Consider the following 18,235-nt stretch of genomic DNA (forward strand, 5'->3'; position numbering starts at 1 on the left):
CATGCCCGGATTGAATGCCAGCCTCTACCTTGGGCTTTCCGGCCTCCAGGCCCAGCAGGCCGCGCTGGGCGTCGTCGGCCAGAACATCGCGAACGTGAACACTCCCGGGTACACCCGGCAGCGGGCCGATCTTTCCTCCAACCTCTCGCTCACCGAAGGGCAGCTCTATTTCGGCACCGGGGTCTCCCTGACTTCGATTCAGGGCGTTCGCGATCGGTTCCTGGACCTCCAGATCTATCGGGAAACCGCCAAACAATCCGGTGCCTCCGAGCGGTTCGCGGGCCTGAACGCGATCTCCACCAGCCTCGTCGATACCGGCACCTCCGGGATCGGGGCCCAGGTTCAGGCCTTCTTCCAGGGATTCCAGGACCTGTCGGCCCAGCCGGAGAGCGCTGCCCTCCGGACCAATCTGGTCAACAAGGCGCAGGGGCTGGTTTCCGCCTTGAAGACCCGGTACCAGCTGCTGGAGGACCAGCGGAACAATGCCGATCAGGCCGTGGGAAGCCTGGTGACCGAAGTGAACACGCTGACCGATCAGATCGCCAGCTTGAACCAGCGCATCATGACCGAGACCGTTCCGGGCGCCAACAACGATGCGCGGGACCAAAGGAAGGCCCTGACGGACAAGCTTTCGGCGCTGGTCGGCATCAATGTCTTCGAGGGTGCCAAGGGGGAATACCAGATCACCCTGGATTCCGGTACGGGTGTGCTGGTCAGCGGGACGAGTTCGTACCAGCTAAAGACCGCCCCCGGTGGAGCCCTGGACGGAAAATCGAGTGTCTTGCTGGATGTGGGAGTCCCCCCTCTGGATGTCACCTCAGGCATCAAGGATGGCCAGCTGGGGGCGAAGCTCGACCTGCGCGACAACCTCCTGCCTGGCTTCCAGCGGCAGCTGGATCAGCTGGCCGCGGGCATCGTGCAGGGCGTGAACCAGCTGCACCGGACCGGTTACGCCGCGGACGGCGTCACCAACGCGGCTTCGGCGCCACCCCACCCGCCGCTGGCCTTCAACAACTATTTCTTCGTCGGCAATCCCGCCAACGCCAACAATCCGGGGCTTCCCACGGGGGTCGACTTCACCGGCAACTACAAGGGCATGGTGAGCAACCTCGCCATCGATCCGAACATCGTGATGGATTCCTCGCTGATTGCCGCGGCCGGCGCGGGCGGGGCGAAGGGCGACAACGCCAACGCCCTGGCCATGGCCGCCCTGCAGACGGCAGCGGGCACGGTCGACCTGGATGGCAATGGAGTCGGGGACTCGGGTACCACCTACAGCAACGTGGTCGGGAACCTGATCAGCGACGTGGGAAACAAGGTCCAGCTCTACGACACTCAGACCACGGCTCAGCAGAACCTGCTGACGGCTCTCCAGAATCAGCGTGACAGCCTCTCGGGGGTGAACCTCGACGAAGAGGCTTCGAGCATGATGACGCTCCAGAGGGGCTACCAGGCCTCGGCGCGCTTCATCAGCGTCATCAACCAGCTCACGGATCAATTGGTGAACCAGTTCGGCCGATAACCCAGGAAGCAGGTGACCCATGTCCTTCCGAACCGCCAGTACAACCCAGCAGCGTCAGAGCCTGATGGACCTCCAGCGCACCCAGGAGCGGCTGGCTCAGAATCAGACCCGGATCACCACCGGTAGCCGCATCACCGGCCCCGGCGACGATCCCACCGCCTCCGCCGCGATCCTGGACTTCAACAACTCCATCCAGGTGAATACCCAGTTCATCAAACAGGCCGATGCGGCGCTCTCCTACCTGACGCCATCCGAGAACAACGTGGCATCGGCCATCGAAGCGACCATGAGGCTTCAGGAACTGGCGGTCGGTGGGTCGACGGCGTCGATCTCGGAGTTGGATGCCATCCGCTCCAACCTGCTCTCCATGGCGAATGCCCAATCCCAGGGGAAGTACCTGTTCGCCGGCACTGCGACGGACACCAAGCCCTTCGTGCTGGCCAACCCCAACGACCCCACCTCACAGATCACCTACCAGGGGAATTCCGGCCAGATCAAGGTGAACTTGGATGCGAATGCCACCAATCCCAACCAGGTCAGCACGAACATCCCGGGTGACTCTGTCTTCTTCGGTGCAGGGGGCCTGGGTTCCAGCACAGACATCTTCCAGGCCATCACCGACCTCAAGGCTGCCTTCACTGCCAACAATCCGGCTGCGGTGAAGACGGTTTCCGCAAACCTGAACCTCATTCTCGCCAACCTGAACAAGGCGCAGGCCGATCTCGGGGGCCGTCAGGCGGGGCTTACGAATCTCAAGGATACGTATGCCAATTTCAACGCCACCCTCGAGGGTCTGCAGTCCGCCCAGGAGGCGACCGACTATCCGAAGGTGATGACCGAAGTCACGGCTGATGAGACGATGCAGTCGGCGACCTTGAGCACCATGGCCAAAGCGAACAAGGTGAACCTCTTCGATTACCTGACCTGACCCAGGCTGCCGAGGTGCCTCTCCAGGGAGGTGAGGGCCCTCTTGCGATGGACCTCGCCTTTGGCGGCCTTGACGGCCCGGAGTCCGCCCGCCCGTTTCAGGCCGCGCACGTCCAAGGCATCCTCTGGAATGGCCGGCAGCAACCCCAGCATCGCGTTGGTCGGGCCGAAATCCTTGCTGGAGGAATGGGCCAGGTAGTGAAGGAGGCTGCCCAGGACCGTGTCACGGGGGAAGGGCAGAGGTGCCTCGCCGCGGGTCGCGCGATCCACGAAGTGGGCGGCGGCCAGCCCGGCCGCCGCGGATTCCAGGTAGCCCTCCACGCCGGCGAGCTGCCCCGCCACCCACAGGTTTGGAACCGGCTTGACAGCGAGTGTCGCATCCAGAAGGGATGGCGCCTGGAGGTAGGTATTGCGGTGGATGCTGCCGAAGCGCGCGAACTCCGCATGGGCCAGTCCCGGAATGAGCCTGAAGACCTCCTTCTGCGCGCCCCACTTCAGACGGGTCTGGAATCCGACCAGGTTGAAGTGCTCTCCGGCCAGCGTGTCCTGCCGCAATTGGACGATGGCATGGGGCCAGCGCCCGGTCCTCGGGTTGTCCAGACCCACGGGTTTCATGGGGCCGTGGCGGAGGGTCTCCCGCCCGCGGTCCGCCATGACCTCGATGGGCAGGCAGGCCTCGAAGTAGGGCGTATCCACCTCGTGCAGGGGAACCCGTTCAGCTGAGAGCAGGGCATCCAGGAAGGCATCGTACTGCAGCTGATCAAGGGGACAATTGATGAAGTCAGCACCACCCTTGTCATACCGGGAGGCCTTCCAGGCGATCTCCATGTCGATGCTGTCCCGTTCGACGATGGGGGCGATGGCATCGTAGAAATGCAGGCATCCGCTTCCGGTGATCCTGGCGAGCCATTCAGCCAAGGGGTCTGAGGTCAGGGGGCCGGTGGCGAGGATGGTCGGATGACGAAGGTTGGGAACCGAGACCTGAGCCTCCACCCACGCGATGTTCGGATGATTCTTCAGCGTCTCGGTCACTGCGGAGGAGAACAGATCCCGATCCACGGCGAGGCTGTTGCCGGCCGGCACGCGCGTGGCTTCGGCGCAGCGCAGGATCAGGGAATCCATCCGATGCATCTCCGCCTTCAGAATTCCGGTGGCGGAGTTCGGATCGTCGCTCTTGAACGAGTTCGAGCAGACCATCTCCGCTGCCCGATCGGTCGTGTGTGCCGGCGTGGTCCATTGCGGCCGCATTTCCGTGATCTGAACGGAATGACCGCGGGAAGCCAGTTGCCAGGCGGCCTCGGACCCAGCCAATCCTGCACCGATGATGTGGATCAAGGCTTCCCCCCAGGCGGCTGATTCTACGGCATGTGCCGAGTTCCCCGGCGGACCGTGCCTCCGCTGACCTTGGCGGGCCCTAAGCCAAGCCTGCATAGGCCATTCCGCTGGGGCGGGAGCACTGCGGAGTAAATTTTCTCTTGAACTAGGGGCGGTTGGTGTTAGTCTGAATGTCCTGCGCAGTTGAGGCTGTGGGGTGCGAGGATGGCTGAGAGGCTGTTCCGAGTCATGCGGAGAGCATGGCGAGCGTCTTTGAAAACCGGATAGAAGATAGGAAGCCTTTGAGGGTTTTGGTTGGCGTCTAAGGATGTCGATCAGAATTCAGAACAATTTTTCGACCAGAGCATTTTTTCCAAGTCTAAGGATTTGGGATGAGAGTTCAGAATGAAACTTGAGAGTTTGATCCTGGCTCAGAATGAACGCTGGCGGCGTGCCTAACACATGCAAGTCGGATGTGCCGCAAGGTGCATGGCAGACGGGTGAGTAACGCGTGGGGAATCTACCTCTTTGTGGGGAATAACGCTCCGAAAGGAGTGGTAATACCGCATGAGACCGTGGTCTGGGATGACCATGGTGAAACCTGGGGACCGAAAGGCCTGGGGCAAGGAGAGGATCCTGCGTCTGATTAGCTAGTTGGCGGGGTAATGGCCCACCAAGGCGACGATCAGTAGCCGGCCTGAGAGGGTGATCGGCCACACTGGAACTGAGACACGGTCCAGACTCCTACGGGAGGCAGCAGTGGGGAATTTTGCGCAATGGACGAAAGTCTGACGCAGCAACGCCGCGTGGGTGATGAAGGTCTTCGGACTGTAAAACCCTGTCGTCAGGGACGAAGGTGGGGGCGTTAATAGCGCTTTCATTTGACGGTACCTGGAGAGGAAGCCCCGGCTAACTCTGTGCCAGCAGCCGCGGTAATACAGAGGGGGCAAGCGTTATTCGGAATTATTGGGCGTAAAGGGCGCGTAGGCGGTTTTTTAAGTCAGATGTGTAATCCCCGAGCTTAACTTGGGAACTGCATCTGAGACTGGAAGGCTAGAGTACTGGAGAGGGTGGTGGAATTCCTCGTGTAGCGGTGAAATGCGTAGAGATGAGGAGGAACACCAGTGGCGAAGGCGGCCACCTGGACAGTAACTGACGCTGAGGCGCGAAAGTGTGGGTAGCAAACAGGATTAGATACCCTGGTAGTCCACGCTGTAAACGATGAACACTTGGTGTGGAGGGAGTTGACCCCTTCCGTGCCGGAGCTAACGCGTTAAGTGTTCCGCCTGGGGAGTACGGTCGCAAGGCTGAAACTCAAAGGAATTGACGGGGGCCCGCACAAGCGGTGGAGCATGTGGTTTAATTCGACGCAACGCGAAGAACCTTACCTGGGCTTGAACTGCAGTGGACCGGTGCAGAGATGTGCCTTTTCGCAAGAACTGCTGCAGAGGTGCTGCATGGCTGTCGTCAGCTCGTGTCGTGAGATGTTGGGTTAAGTCCCGCAACGAGCGCAACCCTTACCCGTAGTTGCCAGCGCGTCATGGCGGGAACTCTACGGGGACTGCCCGGGTTAACCGGGAGGAAGGTGGGGATGATGTCAAGTCCTCATGGCCCTTATGTCCAGGGCTACACACGTGCTACAATGGGCGATACAAACCGTTGCAAAGTCGCGAGATGGAGCTAATCGGAGAAAGTCGTCCTCAGTTCGGATTGTAGTCTGCAACTCGACTACATGAAGGTGGAATCGCTAGTAATCGTGTATCAGAATGATACGGTGAATACGTTCCCGGGCCTTGTACACACCGCCCGTCACATCACGAAAGCCGGGAGCACTTGAAGAGGCTGTGGTAACCCGCAAGGGGGCTAGGTCTCAATGGTGAACTTGGTGATTGGGGTGAAGTCGTAACAAGGTAGCTGTAGGAGAACCTGTGGCTGGATCACCTCCTTTCTAAGGAGAGTCGTCTCAATGAGATGACGATAGGTCAACGCTTCCGATCGCAATATCTATCCGGTTTTTAAAGACGCTCGTGCAATCTTTGACGAGCGTGTTTGGGCGTCTGTAACTGGGCCCGTAGCTCAGCTGGGAGAGCGCCTGGTTTGCATCCAGGAGGTCGTCGGTTCGAACCCGGTCGGGTCCACCAGCGCCGAATGGAGCAAGGAACACGGGCCTATAGCTCAGTCTGGTTAGAGCGCACGCCTGATAAGCGTGAGGTCGGTGGTTCGAATCCACCTAGGCCCACCAATTTGAGTTGAGTTGAGACCTTTCGAGGTTTGAATCCAGCTCAAGACCGATTCAAGGGTCGGTGGCCGAAAGGCAGAGTTGTTTGACATTTAAATAGAAGGAATAGAGAAGGGTGATCCATGGCGTTGAAGTGACGCTGTGGGCTTAAGGCGAGGCAAGTTTAGCGAAATCGAAATACTCTCGTGGGTCTGAAGTCAATGTTATTCATTGATGGAAGGCCAAGTTACAAAGGGTTGACGGTGGATGCCTTGGCAGATGACAGCGATGAAGGACGTGGTAAGCTGCGAAAAGTCTCGGGGAGTTGCACGCGAACGGTGATCCGGGAATGTCCGAATGGGGAAACCCGTCTGGGTGAAAGCTCAGTCATCCCGAAGCTGAATTCATAGGCTTCGGGAAGCGAACGTGGGGAAGTGAACCATCTCAGTACCCACAGGAACAGAAAACAACAGTGATTCCGGTAGTAGCGGCGAGCGAAACCGGAAGAGCCCAAACCTCATACGTGTAAGCGGCAGGCGTTGCGTATGGGGGGTCGTGGGACCTACAGGTCAGGGCTGCCCCCTGGCACAGAGTTACAAAACCTCTAGTTAGCGGAACGGCATGGAAAGGCCGGCGATACAGGGTGATAGCCCCTTATGCGAAAGCTACGAGGACTCTGAGTGGTGTTCCCAAGTATGTCGGGGCACGAGAAACCTTGACAGAATTTGCCGCGACCATGCGGTAAGGCTAAATATGTTCATCTGACCGATAGTGAACCAGTACCGTGAGGGAAAGGCGAAAAGAACCCCGATGAGGGGAGTGAAATAGAACCTGAAACCGTCAATCTACAAGCAGTGGAACCCCTATGGTTTACCAGGGGAACCGCGTGCCTTTTGCATAATGAGCCGGCTAGTTATTTTCAGTGGCGAGGCGAAGCCGATGAGGCGGTGCCGTAGGGAAACCGAGTCTGAATAGGGCGACCAGTCGCTGGAAATAGACGCGAAACGGGATGATCTATCCTTGACCAGGATGAAGGTAGGGTGAAACCTATTGGAGGTCCGAACCAGTGTGGGTTGAAAACCGCTTGGATGAGTTGAGGATAGGGGTGAAAGGCCAATCAAATTCCGTGATAGCTCGTTCTCCCCGAAATAGCTTTAGGGCTAGCGTCGGATGTTTCGTCGTGCAGGTAGAGACCTGAATGGACTAGGGGGCTTACCAGCTTACTGAATCCAACCAATCTTCGAATGGCACGCCGTGAAGTCCGGCAGTCAGACTGCGGGTGATAAGATCCGTAGTCGAGAGGGAAAGAACCCAGATCGCCAGCTAAGGTCCCAAAATACATGCTAAGTGGAAAAGGATGTGGATGTGCTTAGACAGCCAGGAGGTTAGCTTAGAAGCAGCTATCCTTTAAAGAAAGCGTAATAGCTCACTGGTCAAGCGGGTCTGTGCCGACAATTCAACGGGGCTAAAGCATGTTACCGAAGCTGCGAACGTAAGTGGTAGGGGAGCATTCCCTACGTCTGTGAAGGTTGACCGTAAGGACAGCTGGAGACATGGGAAGAGACTCTGTCGGCATAAGTAGCGTAAAGACGGGCGAGAACCCCGTCCGCCGTAAGACTAAGGTTTCCAACGCAAGGTCAATCCGCGTTGGGTTAGTCGGACCCTAAGCCGAGGCCGAAAGGCGTAGGCGATGGAAGGCTGGTTAATATTCCAGCACCATGAGCATCTCGTTTGTACGATGCAGGGACGCAGGAAGGTAGGGACGCAGAGCTATGGAATGTTCTGCGAAAGGATCCAAGGGTGGTGCTTAGGGAAGTCCGGGCGCCATGAGCTCAAGGTTTCTGACGAAAAGTCCTGATCCTACACTGCCGAGAAAAGCTGCTAAGGAGAGGTGCTTGTGTCCGTACCGCAAACCGACACAGGTAGTCGAGGAGAGAATCCTCAGGCGTTTGAGAGAACTCTGCTGAAGGAACTCGGCAAATTAACCCCGTAACTTCGGGAGAAGGGGTACCACGGTAGGGTTCATAGCCCGAGGTGGTGGCACATAAATGTTCCAGGCGACTGTTTAACAAAAACACAGGTCTCTGCAAACTCCAAAGAGGAGGTATAGGGGCTGACGCCTGCCCGGTGCCGGAAGGTCAAGAGGAGTGGTCAGCGCAAGCGAAGCTACGAATTTAAGCCCCGGTGAACGGCGGCCGTAACTATAACGGTCCTAAGGTAGCGAAATTCCTTGTCGGGTAAGTTCCGACCTGCACGAATGGCGTAACGATCTGGAAACTGTCTCCAGCAGAGACTCAGCGAACTTGTAGCACCGGTGAAGATGCCGGTTACCCGCACTTAGACGGAAAGACCCCGTGCACCTTTACTACACCTTGACATTGAGGTTGGCGTTGGACTGTGCAGGATAGGTGGGAGACTATGAAACTGGCTCGTTAGGGTCGGTGGAGTCACCCTTGAGATACCACCCTGTTTAACGCTGATCTCTAACTCGCACCCGTGATCCGGGTGGAAGACAATGTCAGGCGGGTAGTTTGACTGGGGCGGTCGCCTCCTAAAGCGTAACGGAGGCGTACGAAGGTTCCCTCAGGCTGTTTGGAAATCAGCCGCAGAGCGCAATAGTATAAGGGAGCTTGACTGCGAGTCAGACACGACGAGCAGGTGCGAAAGCAGGTTATAGTGATCCGGTGGTCCCGAATGGAAGGGCCATCGCTCAACGGATAAAAGGTACGCCGGGGATAACAGGCTGATCTTGCCCAAGAGTTCATATCGACGGCAAGGTTTGGCACCTCGATGTCGACTCATCACATCCTGGGGCTGAAGCAGGTCCCAAGGGTTCGGCTGTTCGCCGATCAATAGTGGTACGTGAGTTGGGTTCAGAACGTCGCGAGACAGTTCGGTCCCTATCTAGTGTGGGCGCAGGAGATTTGAGAGGACCTGTCCTTAGTACGAGAGGACCGGGATGGACTGACCTCTGGTGTTCCAGTTGTGCCTCCAGGTGCAATGCTGGGTAGCTATGTCGGGAAGTGAGAAGCGCTGAAAGCATCTAAGCGCGAAACACCCCTCAAGATGAGATCTCCCTATGAGACCCGTGGAAGACCACCACGTTGATAGGTCGCATGTGTAAGGCCGGTAACGGCTTAAGCTGAGCGATACTAATCGGTCCACTGACTTGACCTTTCATCAATCAATAACATTCGACATACCCACGAACGCTCTACAGAGCTTCGCCTTAAACCCTTCTCGCCTTCTAACCCTTCGTCGTGGCTTTTCCCCAGGGGTCACACCCGTTCCCATCCCGAACACGGCCGTTAAGACCTGGAGGGCCGATGATACTGCGCATCACATGCGTGGAAAAGTAGGTCGCTGCGACGTTAAAACGAACGGGTCACCCCACAAGGTGACCCGTTTTTGCGTACCGAACCCCCGCATCTGCGGGGTTTTTTGCGTTTCCCGCCGGATACACTGGAGCTACCGCATGGAGGCATGAATGGGCAAGGGTGTTTACACCTTCGGGGGTAACCGCAACGAGGGAAGCGCATCCATGCGCAACCTGCTCGGCGGGAAAGGCTGCAACCTGGCCGAGATGGCCGGCCTCGGCATCCCCGTCCCGCCAGGATTCACGCTGACCACGGAGCAGTGCAACGCCTACTACACCAATGGCCGGCAGCTGGTGGATGGCCTGAAGGCGGAAGTCATGGACGCCCTGCGCTGGCTGGAAGGTGTGCGAGGGTGTGGTTTCGGGTCCACCGAGAACCCGCTGCTGCTCTCCGTGCGCTCCGGAGCGCGCGTGTCGATGCCCGGCATGATGGACACCGTCCTGAACCTCGGACTCAACGACAAAACCGTGCTGGCCCTCGAGAAGGCCAGTGGCAACCCGCGCTTCGCCTGGGATTCCTACCGCCGCTTCATCACGATGTACAGCAACGTGGTGCTTGGGGTCGAGCATGCGCTCTTCGAAGCGGAACTGGAGCGCGCCAAGGAGCGGCTCGACAAGCACCTGGACACGGATCTGGGCGCGGAGGACTGGAAGGGGCTCGTTTCCGCCTTCAAGGACATCGTTTTCGAGGAGACGGGCCATCCGTTTCCACAGGAACCCATGGACCAGCTTTGGGGCGCCATCCGCGCCGTCTTCGAGAGCTGGAACACCGGACGCGCCATCACCTACCGCCGCCTCCATCGGATCCCCGATGACTGGGGAACCGGCGTCAACGTCCAGAGCATGGTCTTCGGGAACATGGGGGAGGACTGCGGAACGGGCGTCGCCTTCACCCGTGACCCCTCCACCGGTGAGCGGCTGTTCTACGGCGAGTATCTCATCAACGCCCAGGGAGAGGACGTGGTGGCGGGCATCCGCACGCCCCAGCCCATCACGCGATCCCAGGCCGAGGGCACGGGCCTGAAGAGCCTGGAGGAGGTCATGCCGGTCTCCTTCAAAGAGCTGGATGCCACCTGCCAGCGCCTGGAGACCCACTTCAAGGACATGCAGGACATCGAGTTCACCATCGAGCGCGGCAAGCTCTTTCTGCTCCAGACCCGCAACGGCAAGCGCACCGCCATGGCGGGCATCCGCATTGCCATCGACCTGGTGGACGAGGGGCTCATCGACAGCCAGACCGCCCTCAAGCGCATCGATGCCGACAGCCTCTCCCAACTGCTCGCCCCGGTCTTCGATCCCCGGGAGAAGGACCGCCTGCGCAAGGAGGGGAAGCTGCTCACCAAGGGGCTGAATGCCGGACCGGGCGCGGCCACCGGCCTCATCGCGCTGACCGCCGAGCAGGCCGAGAAGATGGCCCAGGAAGGCCCCGTGGTGCTGGTGCGCGTGGAGACGAGCCCCGAGGACATCTCGGGCATGGTGGCCTCCCAGGGGATCCTCACCGCTCGTGGCGGCATGACCAGCCACGCCGCCGTCGTGGCCCGTGGCATGGGCAAGCCCTGCGTCTGCGGCGCTTCTGCCGTCCAGATCGATCTGGCCCGGGGCGTCGTGAAAGTCGGCGACAAGGAGCTGAAGGCAGGTCAGGACTGGATCTCCATGGACGGCTCCACCGGCGAGGTGTTCGTCGGCAAGCTCAGCGCCCATCCCTCGGAGGTCAACCAGGTCCTGGTCGATGGCCGCCTGAAGGCCGAGGACAGCGAGCTCTACCAGCGCTTCGCCAAGATCATGGCCTGGAGCCACGCGGCCAAGCGCCTGAAGGTGCGCACCAACGCGGACACGCCCCACGATGCGGCGGTGGCCCGCGCCTTCGGGGCCGAGGGCATCGGCCTGTGCCGGACCGAGCACATGTTCTTCGAAGGGGACCGCATCATCGCGGTGCGGGAGATGATCCTCGCCCACGACATCGAAGGGCGCCGGCGTGCCCTCGCCAAGCTGCTGCCCATGCAGCGCGAGGACTTTGAGGGCATCTTCACGGCCATGAACGGCCTGCCCGTGAACATCCGCCTGCTGGATCCGCCCCTCCACGAGTTCCTGCCCCAGGACGAGCCGGGCCAGAAGGAGATGGCCGAGGTGCTGGGCGTGGATCTCGGCACCGTGGAACGCCGCGTGGCGCAGCTGCACGAGTTCAACCCCATGATGGGCCACCGGGGCTGCCGTCTGGGCATCACCTTCCCCGAGATCATTCGCATGCAGGTGCGGGCCATCGCCGAGGCGGCGCTGAACGTGGCCGCCAAGGGGGTCACGGCCGTGCCTGAGATCATGGTGCCCCTCATCGGCACCGTGCGGGAGCTGGCCTACACCAAGACCGAGATGCTGGATGAGATCGCCCAGGTGAACAAGGAGCGCGGCACCCAGTTCGCCTGTCCCATCGGCACCATGATCGAGATCCCCCGGGCGGCCATCACCTCGGACAAGATCGCCGCGGAGGCCGAGTTCTTCAGCTTCGGCACCAACGATCTCACCCAGATGGGCTTTGGGTTCAGCCGAGACGACGCAGGCAGCTTCCTTCCGGAATACGTCGGGAAGAAGATCCTGGAGGATGATCCCTTCCAGAGCCTGGATCAGGAAGGCATCGGCGAGCTGGTCCGCATCTCCTGCGAGAAGGGCCGCGCCACCCGTCCCGGCATCAAGCTGGGTGTCTGCGGCGAGCACGGGGGCGATCCCCGCAGCGTGGGCTTCTTCCATCGCGTGGGCCTCGATTACGTGAGCTGCAGTCCCTATCGCGTGCCCATCGCCACTTTGGCGGCGGCCCAGGCGGCCCTGGAGCAATAGGGCATCCGATCGGCTATTCTGGAAAGGCCGCGCCCCGCGCGGCCTTTTTGTCGGATGCCCCATGGCCAAGACCGTCAGCGACCAGCCCGAGATCATCTATTCGATGATGCGGGTCAGCAAGATCTACAACAACAAGCCCGTCATCAAGGACATCTCCCTCAGTTATTTCTACGGCGCCAAGATCGGCGTGCTGGGCCTCAACGGATCCGGCAAGAGCACCGTGCTGCGCATCATGGCGGGCGTGGACCACGACTTCAACGGCGAGGCGGTGCTCAGCAAGGGCTACACCACCGGGATCCTGGACCAGGAACCTCAGCTCGATCCCGGCAAGACCGTGCGCGAGATCGTGGAGGAAGGTGCCGCTGAGCAGGTGGGCTGGCTGAAGGACTACAACGCCATCAGCGACCAGTTCGCTGATCCTGACGCCGACATGGACGTGCTGCTGGCCAAGCAGGGCGAGCTGCAGGAGAAGATCGACGCCCACGACTGCTGGGATCTCGACTCCCGGCTGGAGCAGGCCATGGACGCCCTGCGCTGCCCCGATCCCGACACCAAGATCAGCGTACTGTCCGGCGGCGAGAGCCGCCGTGTGGCGCTATGCCGCCTGCTGCTGCAGAAGCCCGACATCCTGCTGCTGGACGAGCCCACCAACCACCTCGATGCCGAGACCGTGGCCTGGCTGGAGAAGCACCTGCAGGACTATGCGGGCACGGTCATCGCCGTCACGCATGACCGCTACTTCCTGGACCACGTGGCCGAATGGATCCTCGAACTCGACCGCGGTGAGGGCATCCCCTGGAAGGGCAACTACTCCAGCTGGCTCGAGCAGAAGCAGGGCCGCTTGGCCCGCGAGGAGAAGTCCGACCAGAAGCGCCAGAAGACCCTGGAGCGCGAGCTGGAGTGGATCCGCATGTCGCCCAAGGGCCAGCATGCCAAGAGCAAGGACCGCATCGCCAACTACGAGCGCCTCGCCGGCGAGGAAGGCCGCCAGAAGGAGCAGGAGTTGGAGATCTACATCCCCAGCGGCCCGCGCCTGGGCGATCTCGTGGCTGAGCTGAATGGCGTCTCCAAGGCCTATGGCGACAAGGTGCTCTTCGAGAACCTGAGCTTCGCCATTCCGCGCGCCGGCATCCTGGGCGTCATCGGCCCCAATGGCGCCGGCAAGTCCACGCTGCTGCGTCTGCTGACGGGCCAGGAGCAGCCCGATGCGGGCGCCATCCGCCTCGGCGAGACCGTGCGCATGGCCTACGTGGACCAGCTGCGCGCCAACCTCAACCCCGACAAGAACGTGTTCGAGGCGGTCTCGGGCGGCTACGAGCAGATCGAGCTGGGCGGCAAGCTCATCAACGCCCGGGCCTGGCTGAGCCGCTTCGGCTTCAGCGGCGATTCCCAGCAGAAAAAGATCTCCGAACTGAGTGGCGGCCAGCAGAATCGCCTCAACCTCGCGCTCACCCTGAAGAGCGAAGCCAACCTGCTGTTCTTTGACGAACCCACCAACGACCTGGATGTGAACACCATGCGGGCCCTGGAGGAGGCCATCGAATCCTTCGCGGGCAGCGCGGTGCTGGTGAGCCATGACCGTTGGTTCCTGGATCGCCTGGCCACCCACATCCTGGCCTTAGAGGGCGATTCCCAGGTGCAGTTCTTCGACGGCAACTACAGCCAGTACGAGGAGTACCGCAAGGACGTGCTGGGCCTGAAGCCCTTCGACCCGCACCGCATCAAGTACCGCAAGCTGACGCGATGACGGCTTCCGCTTCCAGGGCCTCTGGGCTCACGCTCCTGACGGCCCTGGGCGGCTTCATCCTGGGGTGTGCCGCTGCGTGGCTGGGCGTGGCCGAAGGCTCCGTGGCGCTCTGGGGTTTCGGCGCCGCCTGCCTCCTGCAGGTGCCGCCAGCCCTGAGCCTGCGCCAGCGCGTCCGGGCTGGCCTCGGGAACAGCGGGTTGGAACGGGAGCGCCTCACGCTCAAGAGCGTCAGCTTCCTCCTGCGCCTCCTGGCCCTGGGGATGGGCATGGCCTCCATCTCGGCGCTGCTGGGCGAGCGCGCACCCCAGGCTGGCGTGCTGCCCCTGGGCCTGGCGATCCTGGCCGTGGGCTGTCTGGCTTTCCTGTGGCGTTCGAAGATTCCTCTAGCGGGTCTCCACCCGGCCCTGGCCCTGGACGCCGATCGGGCCCGCACCCTGTCCGCGCTGGCGGCCCTGCTACTGGCGGCCAGCCTCCTGGGTCGTTGGTTCCCCTGGGCCGATGCCTCGGTCGGCCTGGTGATGGCGGTGGGGCTGTTCCTGGAGGGGCGCACCATGGGCAAGGGCACCACCCTGGCATCGGCCGCCTGCGGAGGGGGCTGCGGCGGCTGCGGGTGATGCGCGCCCTGGAGCTGTTCTCGGGCCTGGGGGGCTGGCGCTGCGCCCTCGGGGATCAGGGCGGGATCCTGGCGGCCTACGATGTCAGCGAGGCGGCCAACGCCACCTATGCGCTCAACCATGGGGATGCCCCGAAGGCCCGTGAACTGGCCACCGTACCCCTGGCGGAGGTGGCGGACCACCGCGCGGACACCTGGCTCATGAGCCCGCCCTGCCAGCCCTTCTGCCGCATGGGCAACCACCGGGGCTTGGAGGATCGACGCTCCGGAGCCTTCCTCCACCTCATGGAGATCTACCGCCAGGCACCACCTGAGCGCCTGGTGCTCGAAAACGTGGAGGGCTTCCTGGGCTCGGATGCCCACGCACTGCTGTCTGAGCGCATCCACTCGCATGGCATGCATCAGCTGGATCTGCTGGCCTGTCCCAGCCGCTTTGGTCTGCCCAACCAGCGGCCCCGCGCGTTCATCGTGGCCTCGCGGAAGCCCTTGAAGGCGCTGCCGCAACCGCAGCTCCAGCCCCGCCCCATCGCGGAGTTCCTGGATGCGGTAGAGGACGAGGGGCTGTACCTCCGCGCCTCGACGGATACCCGGCACCACCAGGGACTGGATCTGGTCGAGGCGAGCGACCTGCGCAGCGCCTGCTTCATCGGGGGCTATGGACGACGCTTCGTGGGCAGCGGCTCCTTCCTGAAGACGGAGCGTGGCGTGCGCCGCTTCTCCCCCTCGGAGGTGGCGCGATTGCTGGGCCTGCCGGAGGGGTTCCGGTTCCCCGAGGCGCTCTCCCTCGAGGCCCACTACCGGCTGCTGGGCAACAGCCTTTCGATCCCCGTGGCAGCCTGGGCCTTGGATCATCTGTAGAATCAGGCCATGCGCCTCCTGCTGTCCGCCTTCGCTCCGGAACTGGGCCCCCTCGCGGAAGCCACGCCGCCCGGTTGGGAGGTGGCCACGGTGGGCGTCGGCGCGGTCAGCGCGGCGGCGGCGACTTCGGCCCTGGTGCTGGACCGCTGGCCCGAGGCGGTGGTCTTTCTGGGCACCTGCGGTCGCTATGATTCGCGGCTGCCCCTCTTCGAGTGCCTGTGGGCCACGGAGGCCATCGCCACCTCCCTGGAGGAGCTCCGCGGAGGGGCCTACCGGCCGGGCATCGAGCGGCGCCGATGGGCGGCCTCCCTTTCTGGTGCCTTGCCCGGACATGCCGTCGTGGTGCCTCCGGCCATCACCTGCACCGCGGAGGGCGCCGCCCAGCTCGCCTCGCTGGGCCCCGTGGAACATCTGGAACTCACGGGGGTGTTCGAGGCCTGCCGGCTGGCGGGGGTGCCCTGTGGCGCGGCCCTGGTGGTGGTGAACGACGTGGGCCCCGAGGCCCAGGCCCAGTGGACGGCCAACCATGCGGAAGGCAGCCGCCGGTTGGTGGAGCGGCTCAAGGCTACGGGTTTTTTCGAAGAGACGTGAAGGCCTGGAGGCCCTCGCCGGTCTCGATGCGCCAGCCCCCATCCACCGCCGCGACGCGGACGCCGCAGACAGGCCCCGTCACCCAGGGGGTCAGGCCCTGCCGCCGGATTGTCTCCAGCGTTTCGGGATGCGGATGCTCGAAGCGGTTGCGGAGCCCGGCCGGAATGATGACCACTTCCGGTTTCAGGGCCGCCACCCAGGCCGGATCCGTGGCGTTGCGGCTGCCGTGGTGGCCGGCTTTCAGCAGGCGGTGGGCGAAGGGACCTGGATCAGCGAGATCCAGCAGGTCGCGCTCCTGGACAGCCAGGGCATCGCCCATGAGCCACAGCTCACGGTCGCGCCAAGTCACGCGCAGCACGGCGGAGACCATGTTGGCATCCGGCAGGGCGAAGGCGCCGATGGGCCAGCGCACGCTGAAGGCCGCCGCCCCCCGGGTCCAGGCATCGCCCCGCAGCAGCCCGGTGGGGTTCACCGCCGCGGAGGGGACATAGACCGTCCAGGGATCCTCCTCCCCGGAGGTGACGGGCACCGAGGTGGTGGCGATGGGCCAGAGTCGCGCCAGGGTGGCCCAGCCGCCGGCATGATCACCGTGGGCGTGGGTGAGCACCAGGTGCAGGGGCTCGCGCACGCCGCGCCGGCTCAGCACGCGCGCCAGGCGGCGCCCGGTCCAGGGGCCCGGCCCCGTGTCAATGAGGGTCGCCTCGCCGCCGGGGACGCGGAGCAGCAGGGCATCACCCTGGCCGATGTCCACGGATTCCAGCGAGAGCGTGTCCGGGGCGCGCCCCGTCCCGCGGAAGGCCAGGAGTCCTGCAGAGAGCCCGACGAGTCCGAGGGTCAGGGCGCGGGTGCGCTTGAGCCGACCCTGGAGGTGGGCCAGGGCCAGCCAGCCCAGGGTCAGCAGCAGCCAGGGCCAGAGGATGCCCGTGGCCAGGGGCGCGATGCCGGTGAGGGCGGGCACGAGGCGATCGCCCATCCAGGTCAGCACCGCCCCCGCACCCTCCGTGAGGCCGGGCAGGGGCACCAGGATCAGCGCCAGGCAGACCGGCGTGAGGAAGGCCACCAGGGGCAGCACCAGCAGGTTGGCAAGGATGCCCCACCAGGGCGCGCCGCCATGGAGCAGCGCCAGCAGGGGCATCGTGGACAGCCAGGGCGCCGCCAGCCGGGCGAAGGGCAGGGCCAGCCGGCCCAGCAGCGGCGACAACAGGCCCGCCAGGGGCTCCGCCCCCCAGAGCAGGCCCAGCAGGGCCCACCAGGCCAGGAGGAAGCCAGGCTCCGCCCCCGCGGCGGGATGTCCCAGCAGCCAGAGCAGGAGGGCGCCGTGCAGGCCGGCCACGGGGGGCAGCTTCCAGCCGCTGCTGCGGCCGATGGCCCAGGCCACGCCCATGAAGAGGCCGCGCCACACCGGGGCCGAGAAGCCCACCAGCGCCGAATACAGCAACCCTGCCGCGATGGCCCCTGCACCGGCGCCCCGCAGCCGCAGCCGGCACAGCAGGGCCTCGATGGCGGCCATGACCAGGGTCACCTGCAGGCCCGAGACCACCAGGATGTGGATGGTGCCGCTTTCGGCGAAGACACTGAAATGGGCCTCCTCCGCCGGCGGGATGCCCAGGGCGAGGGCGCCCCAGAGGTCCTTGGCCGTGGGGCCGAGGGGCAGGGCCTCGAAGCGGCGGAGGGCGAAGACCTGCAGCCGCAGGAGCAGGGAGGGCCGGGCGGGCCCGGTGGTCTCCATCAGCTGCGAGGAAGCCAGGTGGATGCGGCGGGGCGAGGCGTCGCTGCGGGCCCGCCAGAGGGGCCGTTCAGCCAGGAAGACCGGTGCTGGCTGCACGGGTCGGACTTCGGCCCGGAGCCGCACGGGCGTGCCGGGGTCGGGGGGAGCCTGCTCGCCCTCGCCCGGGATCGTCAAGGGCACGCTGAGGCCACTCATGGACTCCGGGGCAGTCAGGTCGATCTGGCTGCGCAGCCGCTCGCCCTGGAGGGTCCAGGGGGCGGAGATGCGCCCTTCCAGAGCCTGGAAGCCCACCGGCAGCGCGGTCTCCCACCGGGCTTTGCGGGCCAGGCCCAGGCCCGTGAATCCAGCCAATCCCAGGGCCAGGGGGACCACCACCCAGCGGCGGGTCCGGGCCAGGGGCAGGGAGGCCAGCCAGATCAATGCGCCAGCCACGAGCCAGCCGGTGGGTACTCGGCCATCCCACCGTTCCGGGAGCAGCCAGGGCATGGTGCAGGCCGCTGCCAAGGCCCAG

9 protein-coding genes, 2 tRNA genes and 3 rRNA genes are annotated in these 18,235 nt (G+C 63.3%); 12 read left to right on the forward strand and 2 right to left on the reverse strand.

From position 1 onward, the window contains the following. The first annotated feature begins 1 nt into the window (after nucleotide 1). Both flgK and QOZ81_RS05790 read left to right on the forward strand, forming a co-directional pair. The gene (gene flgK, locus QOZ81_RS05785; protein ID WP_291200223.1) at nucleotides 2-1,522 is read left to right on the forward strand and encodes a flagellar hook-associated protein FlgK; all 1,521 of its coding nucleotides are present in this window, start codon (nucleotides 2-4) and stop codon (nucleotides 1,520-1,522) included. A 19-nt stretch (nucleotides 1,523-1,541) separates the two neighbouring features. Then, complete coding sequence (locus QOZ81_RS05790; RefSeq protein ID WP_291200220.1) at nucleotides 1,542-2,450, forward strand: flagellin N-terminal helical domain-containing protein; 909 nt, start codon at nucleotides 1,542-1,544, stop codon at nucleotides 2,448-2,450. Here QOZ81_RS05790 and trmFO read toward each other — a convergent pair. Continuing rightward, nucleotides 2,438-3,784, reverse strand: a complete 1,347-nt coding sequence (trmFO, locus tag QOZ81_RS05795) for a methylenetetrahydrofolate--tRNA-(uracil(54)-C(5))-methyltransferase (FADH(2)-oxidizing) TrmFO (protein ID WP_291200217.1) — start codon at nucleotides 3,782-3,784, stop codon at nucleotides 2,438-2,440. The two genes, QOZ81_RS05790 and trmFO, sit on opposite strands and share 13 nt — an antisense overlap. Before the next feature lie 387 nt (nucleotides 3,785-4,171). Here trmFO and QOZ81_RS05800 point away from each other — a divergent pair. From QOZ81_RS05800 to QOZ81_RS05845, 10 genes are all read left to right on the forward strand, one after another. After that, nucleotides 4,172-5,711: ribosomal RNA gene (locus tag QOZ81_RS05800) — 16S ribosomal RNA — on the forward strand. Between the two features lie 117 nt (nucleotides 5,712-5,828). Continuing rightward, nucleotides 5,829-5,904 (forward strand) — tRNA-Ala (locus tag QOZ81_RS05805). A gap of 23 nt (nucleotides 5,905-5,927) precedes the next feature. Next, nucleotides 5,928-6,005, forward strand: a tRNA-Ile gene (locus tag QOZ81_RS05810). A gap of 216 nt (nucleotides 6,006-6,221) precedes the next feature. Continuing rightward, a 23S ribosomal RNA gene (locus tag QOZ81_RS05815) occupies nucleotides 6,222-9,158 on the forward strand. 79 nt (nucleotides 9,159-9,237) lie between these two features. Beyond that, nucleotides 9,238-9,353: ribosomal RNA gene (gene rrf, locus QOZ81_RS05820) — 5S ribosomal RNA — on the forward strand. The 16S, 23S and 5S rRNA genes sit together here with 2 tRNA genes alongside, the layout of an rRNA operon. Nucleotides 9,354-9,468: 115 nt before the next feature. Beyond that, nucleotides 9,469-12,186, forward strand: coding sequence for a pyruvate, phosphate dikinase (gene ppdK, locus QOZ81_RS05825; RefSeq protein ID WP_291200214.1), 2,718 nt, complete (start codon nucleotides 9,469-9,471; stop codon nucleotides 12,184-12,186). A gap of 61 nt (nucleotides 12,187-12,247) precedes the next feature. Further along, entirely contained in the window at nucleotides 12,248-13,933 is a 1,686-nt protein-coding gene (gene ettA, locus QOZ81_RS05830) for an energy-dependent translational throttle protein EttA (protein WP_291200211.1), read from the forward strand. Beyond that, the gene (locus QOZ81_RS05835; RefSeq protein WP_291200208.1) at nucleotides 13,930-14,547 is read left to right on the forward strand and encodes a hypothetical protein; all 618 of its coding nucleotides are present in this window, start codon (nucleotides 13,930-13,932) and stop codon (nucleotides 14,545-14,547) included. Before ettA ends, QOZ81_RS05835 begins: the two co-directional genes overlap by 4 nt. Further along, on the forward strand, nucleotides 14,547-15,404 hold the full coding sequence (locus QOZ81_RS05840; protein ID WP_291200206.1) for a DNA cytosine methyltransferase: 858 nt from the start codon (nucleotides 14,547-14,549) through the stop codon (nucleotides 15,402-15,404). Before QOZ81_RS05835 ends, QOZ81_RS05840 begins: the two co-directional genes overlap by 1 nt. A gap of 9 nt (nucleotides 15,405-15,413) precedes the next feature. Then, nucleotides 15,414-15,995 carry a phosphorylase family protein gene (locus tag QOZ81_RS05845; protein ID WP_291200204.1) on the forward strand — a complete coding sequence of 194 codons (582 nt, stop codon included), beginning with the start codon at nucleotides 15,414-15,416 and terminating at the stop codon, nucleotides 15,993-15,995. Here the strand turns inward: QOZ81_RS05845 and QOZ81_RS05850 are convergent. Beyond that, complete coding sequence (locus QOZ81_RS05850) at nucleotides 15,970-18,210, reverse strand: ComEC/Rec2 family competence protein (RefSeq protein WP_291200201.1); 2,241 nt, start codon at nucleotides 18,208-18,210, stop codon at nucleotides 15,970-15,972. The genes QOZ81_RS05845 and QOZ81_RS05850 overlap by 26 nt on opposite strands. Between the last annotated feature and the right edge of the window lie 25 nt (nucleotides 18,211-18,235).

The sequence above is a fragment of the Geothrix sp. genome, assembly GCF_030219325.1.
Taxonomy (GTDB): domain Bacteria; phylum Acidobacteriota; class Holophagae; order Holophagales; family Holophagaceae; genus Geothrix.

What these genes read in the sequence shown, in the direction of transcription:
- flgK (WP_291200223.1), top strand. Translation starts at nt 2, where the DNA reads ATGCCCGGATTGAATGCCAGCCTCTACCTTGGGCTTTCCGGCCTCCAG.
- QOZ81_RS05790 (WP_291200220.1), top strand. Translation starts at nt 1,542, where the DNA reads ATGTCCTTCCGAACCGCCAGTACAACCCAGCAGCGTCAGAGCCTGATG.
- ppdK (WP_291200214.1), top strand. Translation starts at nt 9,469, where the DNA reads ATGGGCAAGGGTGTTTACACCTTCGGGGGTAACCGCAACGAGGGAAGC.
- ettA (WP_291200211.1), top strand. Translation starts at nt 12,248, where the DNA reads ATGGCCAAGACCGTCAGCGACCAGCCCGAGATCATCTATTCGATGATG.
- QOZ81_RS05835 (WP_291200208.1), top strand. Translation starts at nt 13,930, where the DNA reads ATGACGGCTTCCGCTTCCAGGGCCTCTGGGCTCACGCTCCTGACGGCC.
- QOZ81_RS05840 (WP_291200206.1), top strand. Translation starts at nt 14,547, where the DNA reads ATGCGCGCCCTGGAGCTGTTCTCGGGCCTGGGGGGCTGGCGCTGCGCC.
- QOZ81_RS05845 (WP_291200204.1), top strand. Translation starts at nt 15,414, where the DNA reads ATGCGCCTCCTGCTGTCCGCCTTCGCTCCGGAACTGGGCCCCCTCGCG.
- QOZ81_RS05850 (WP_291200201.1), bottom strand. Translation starts at nt 18,210, where the DNA reads ATGCCCTGGCTGCTCCCGGAACGGTGGGATGGCCGAGTACCCACCGGC.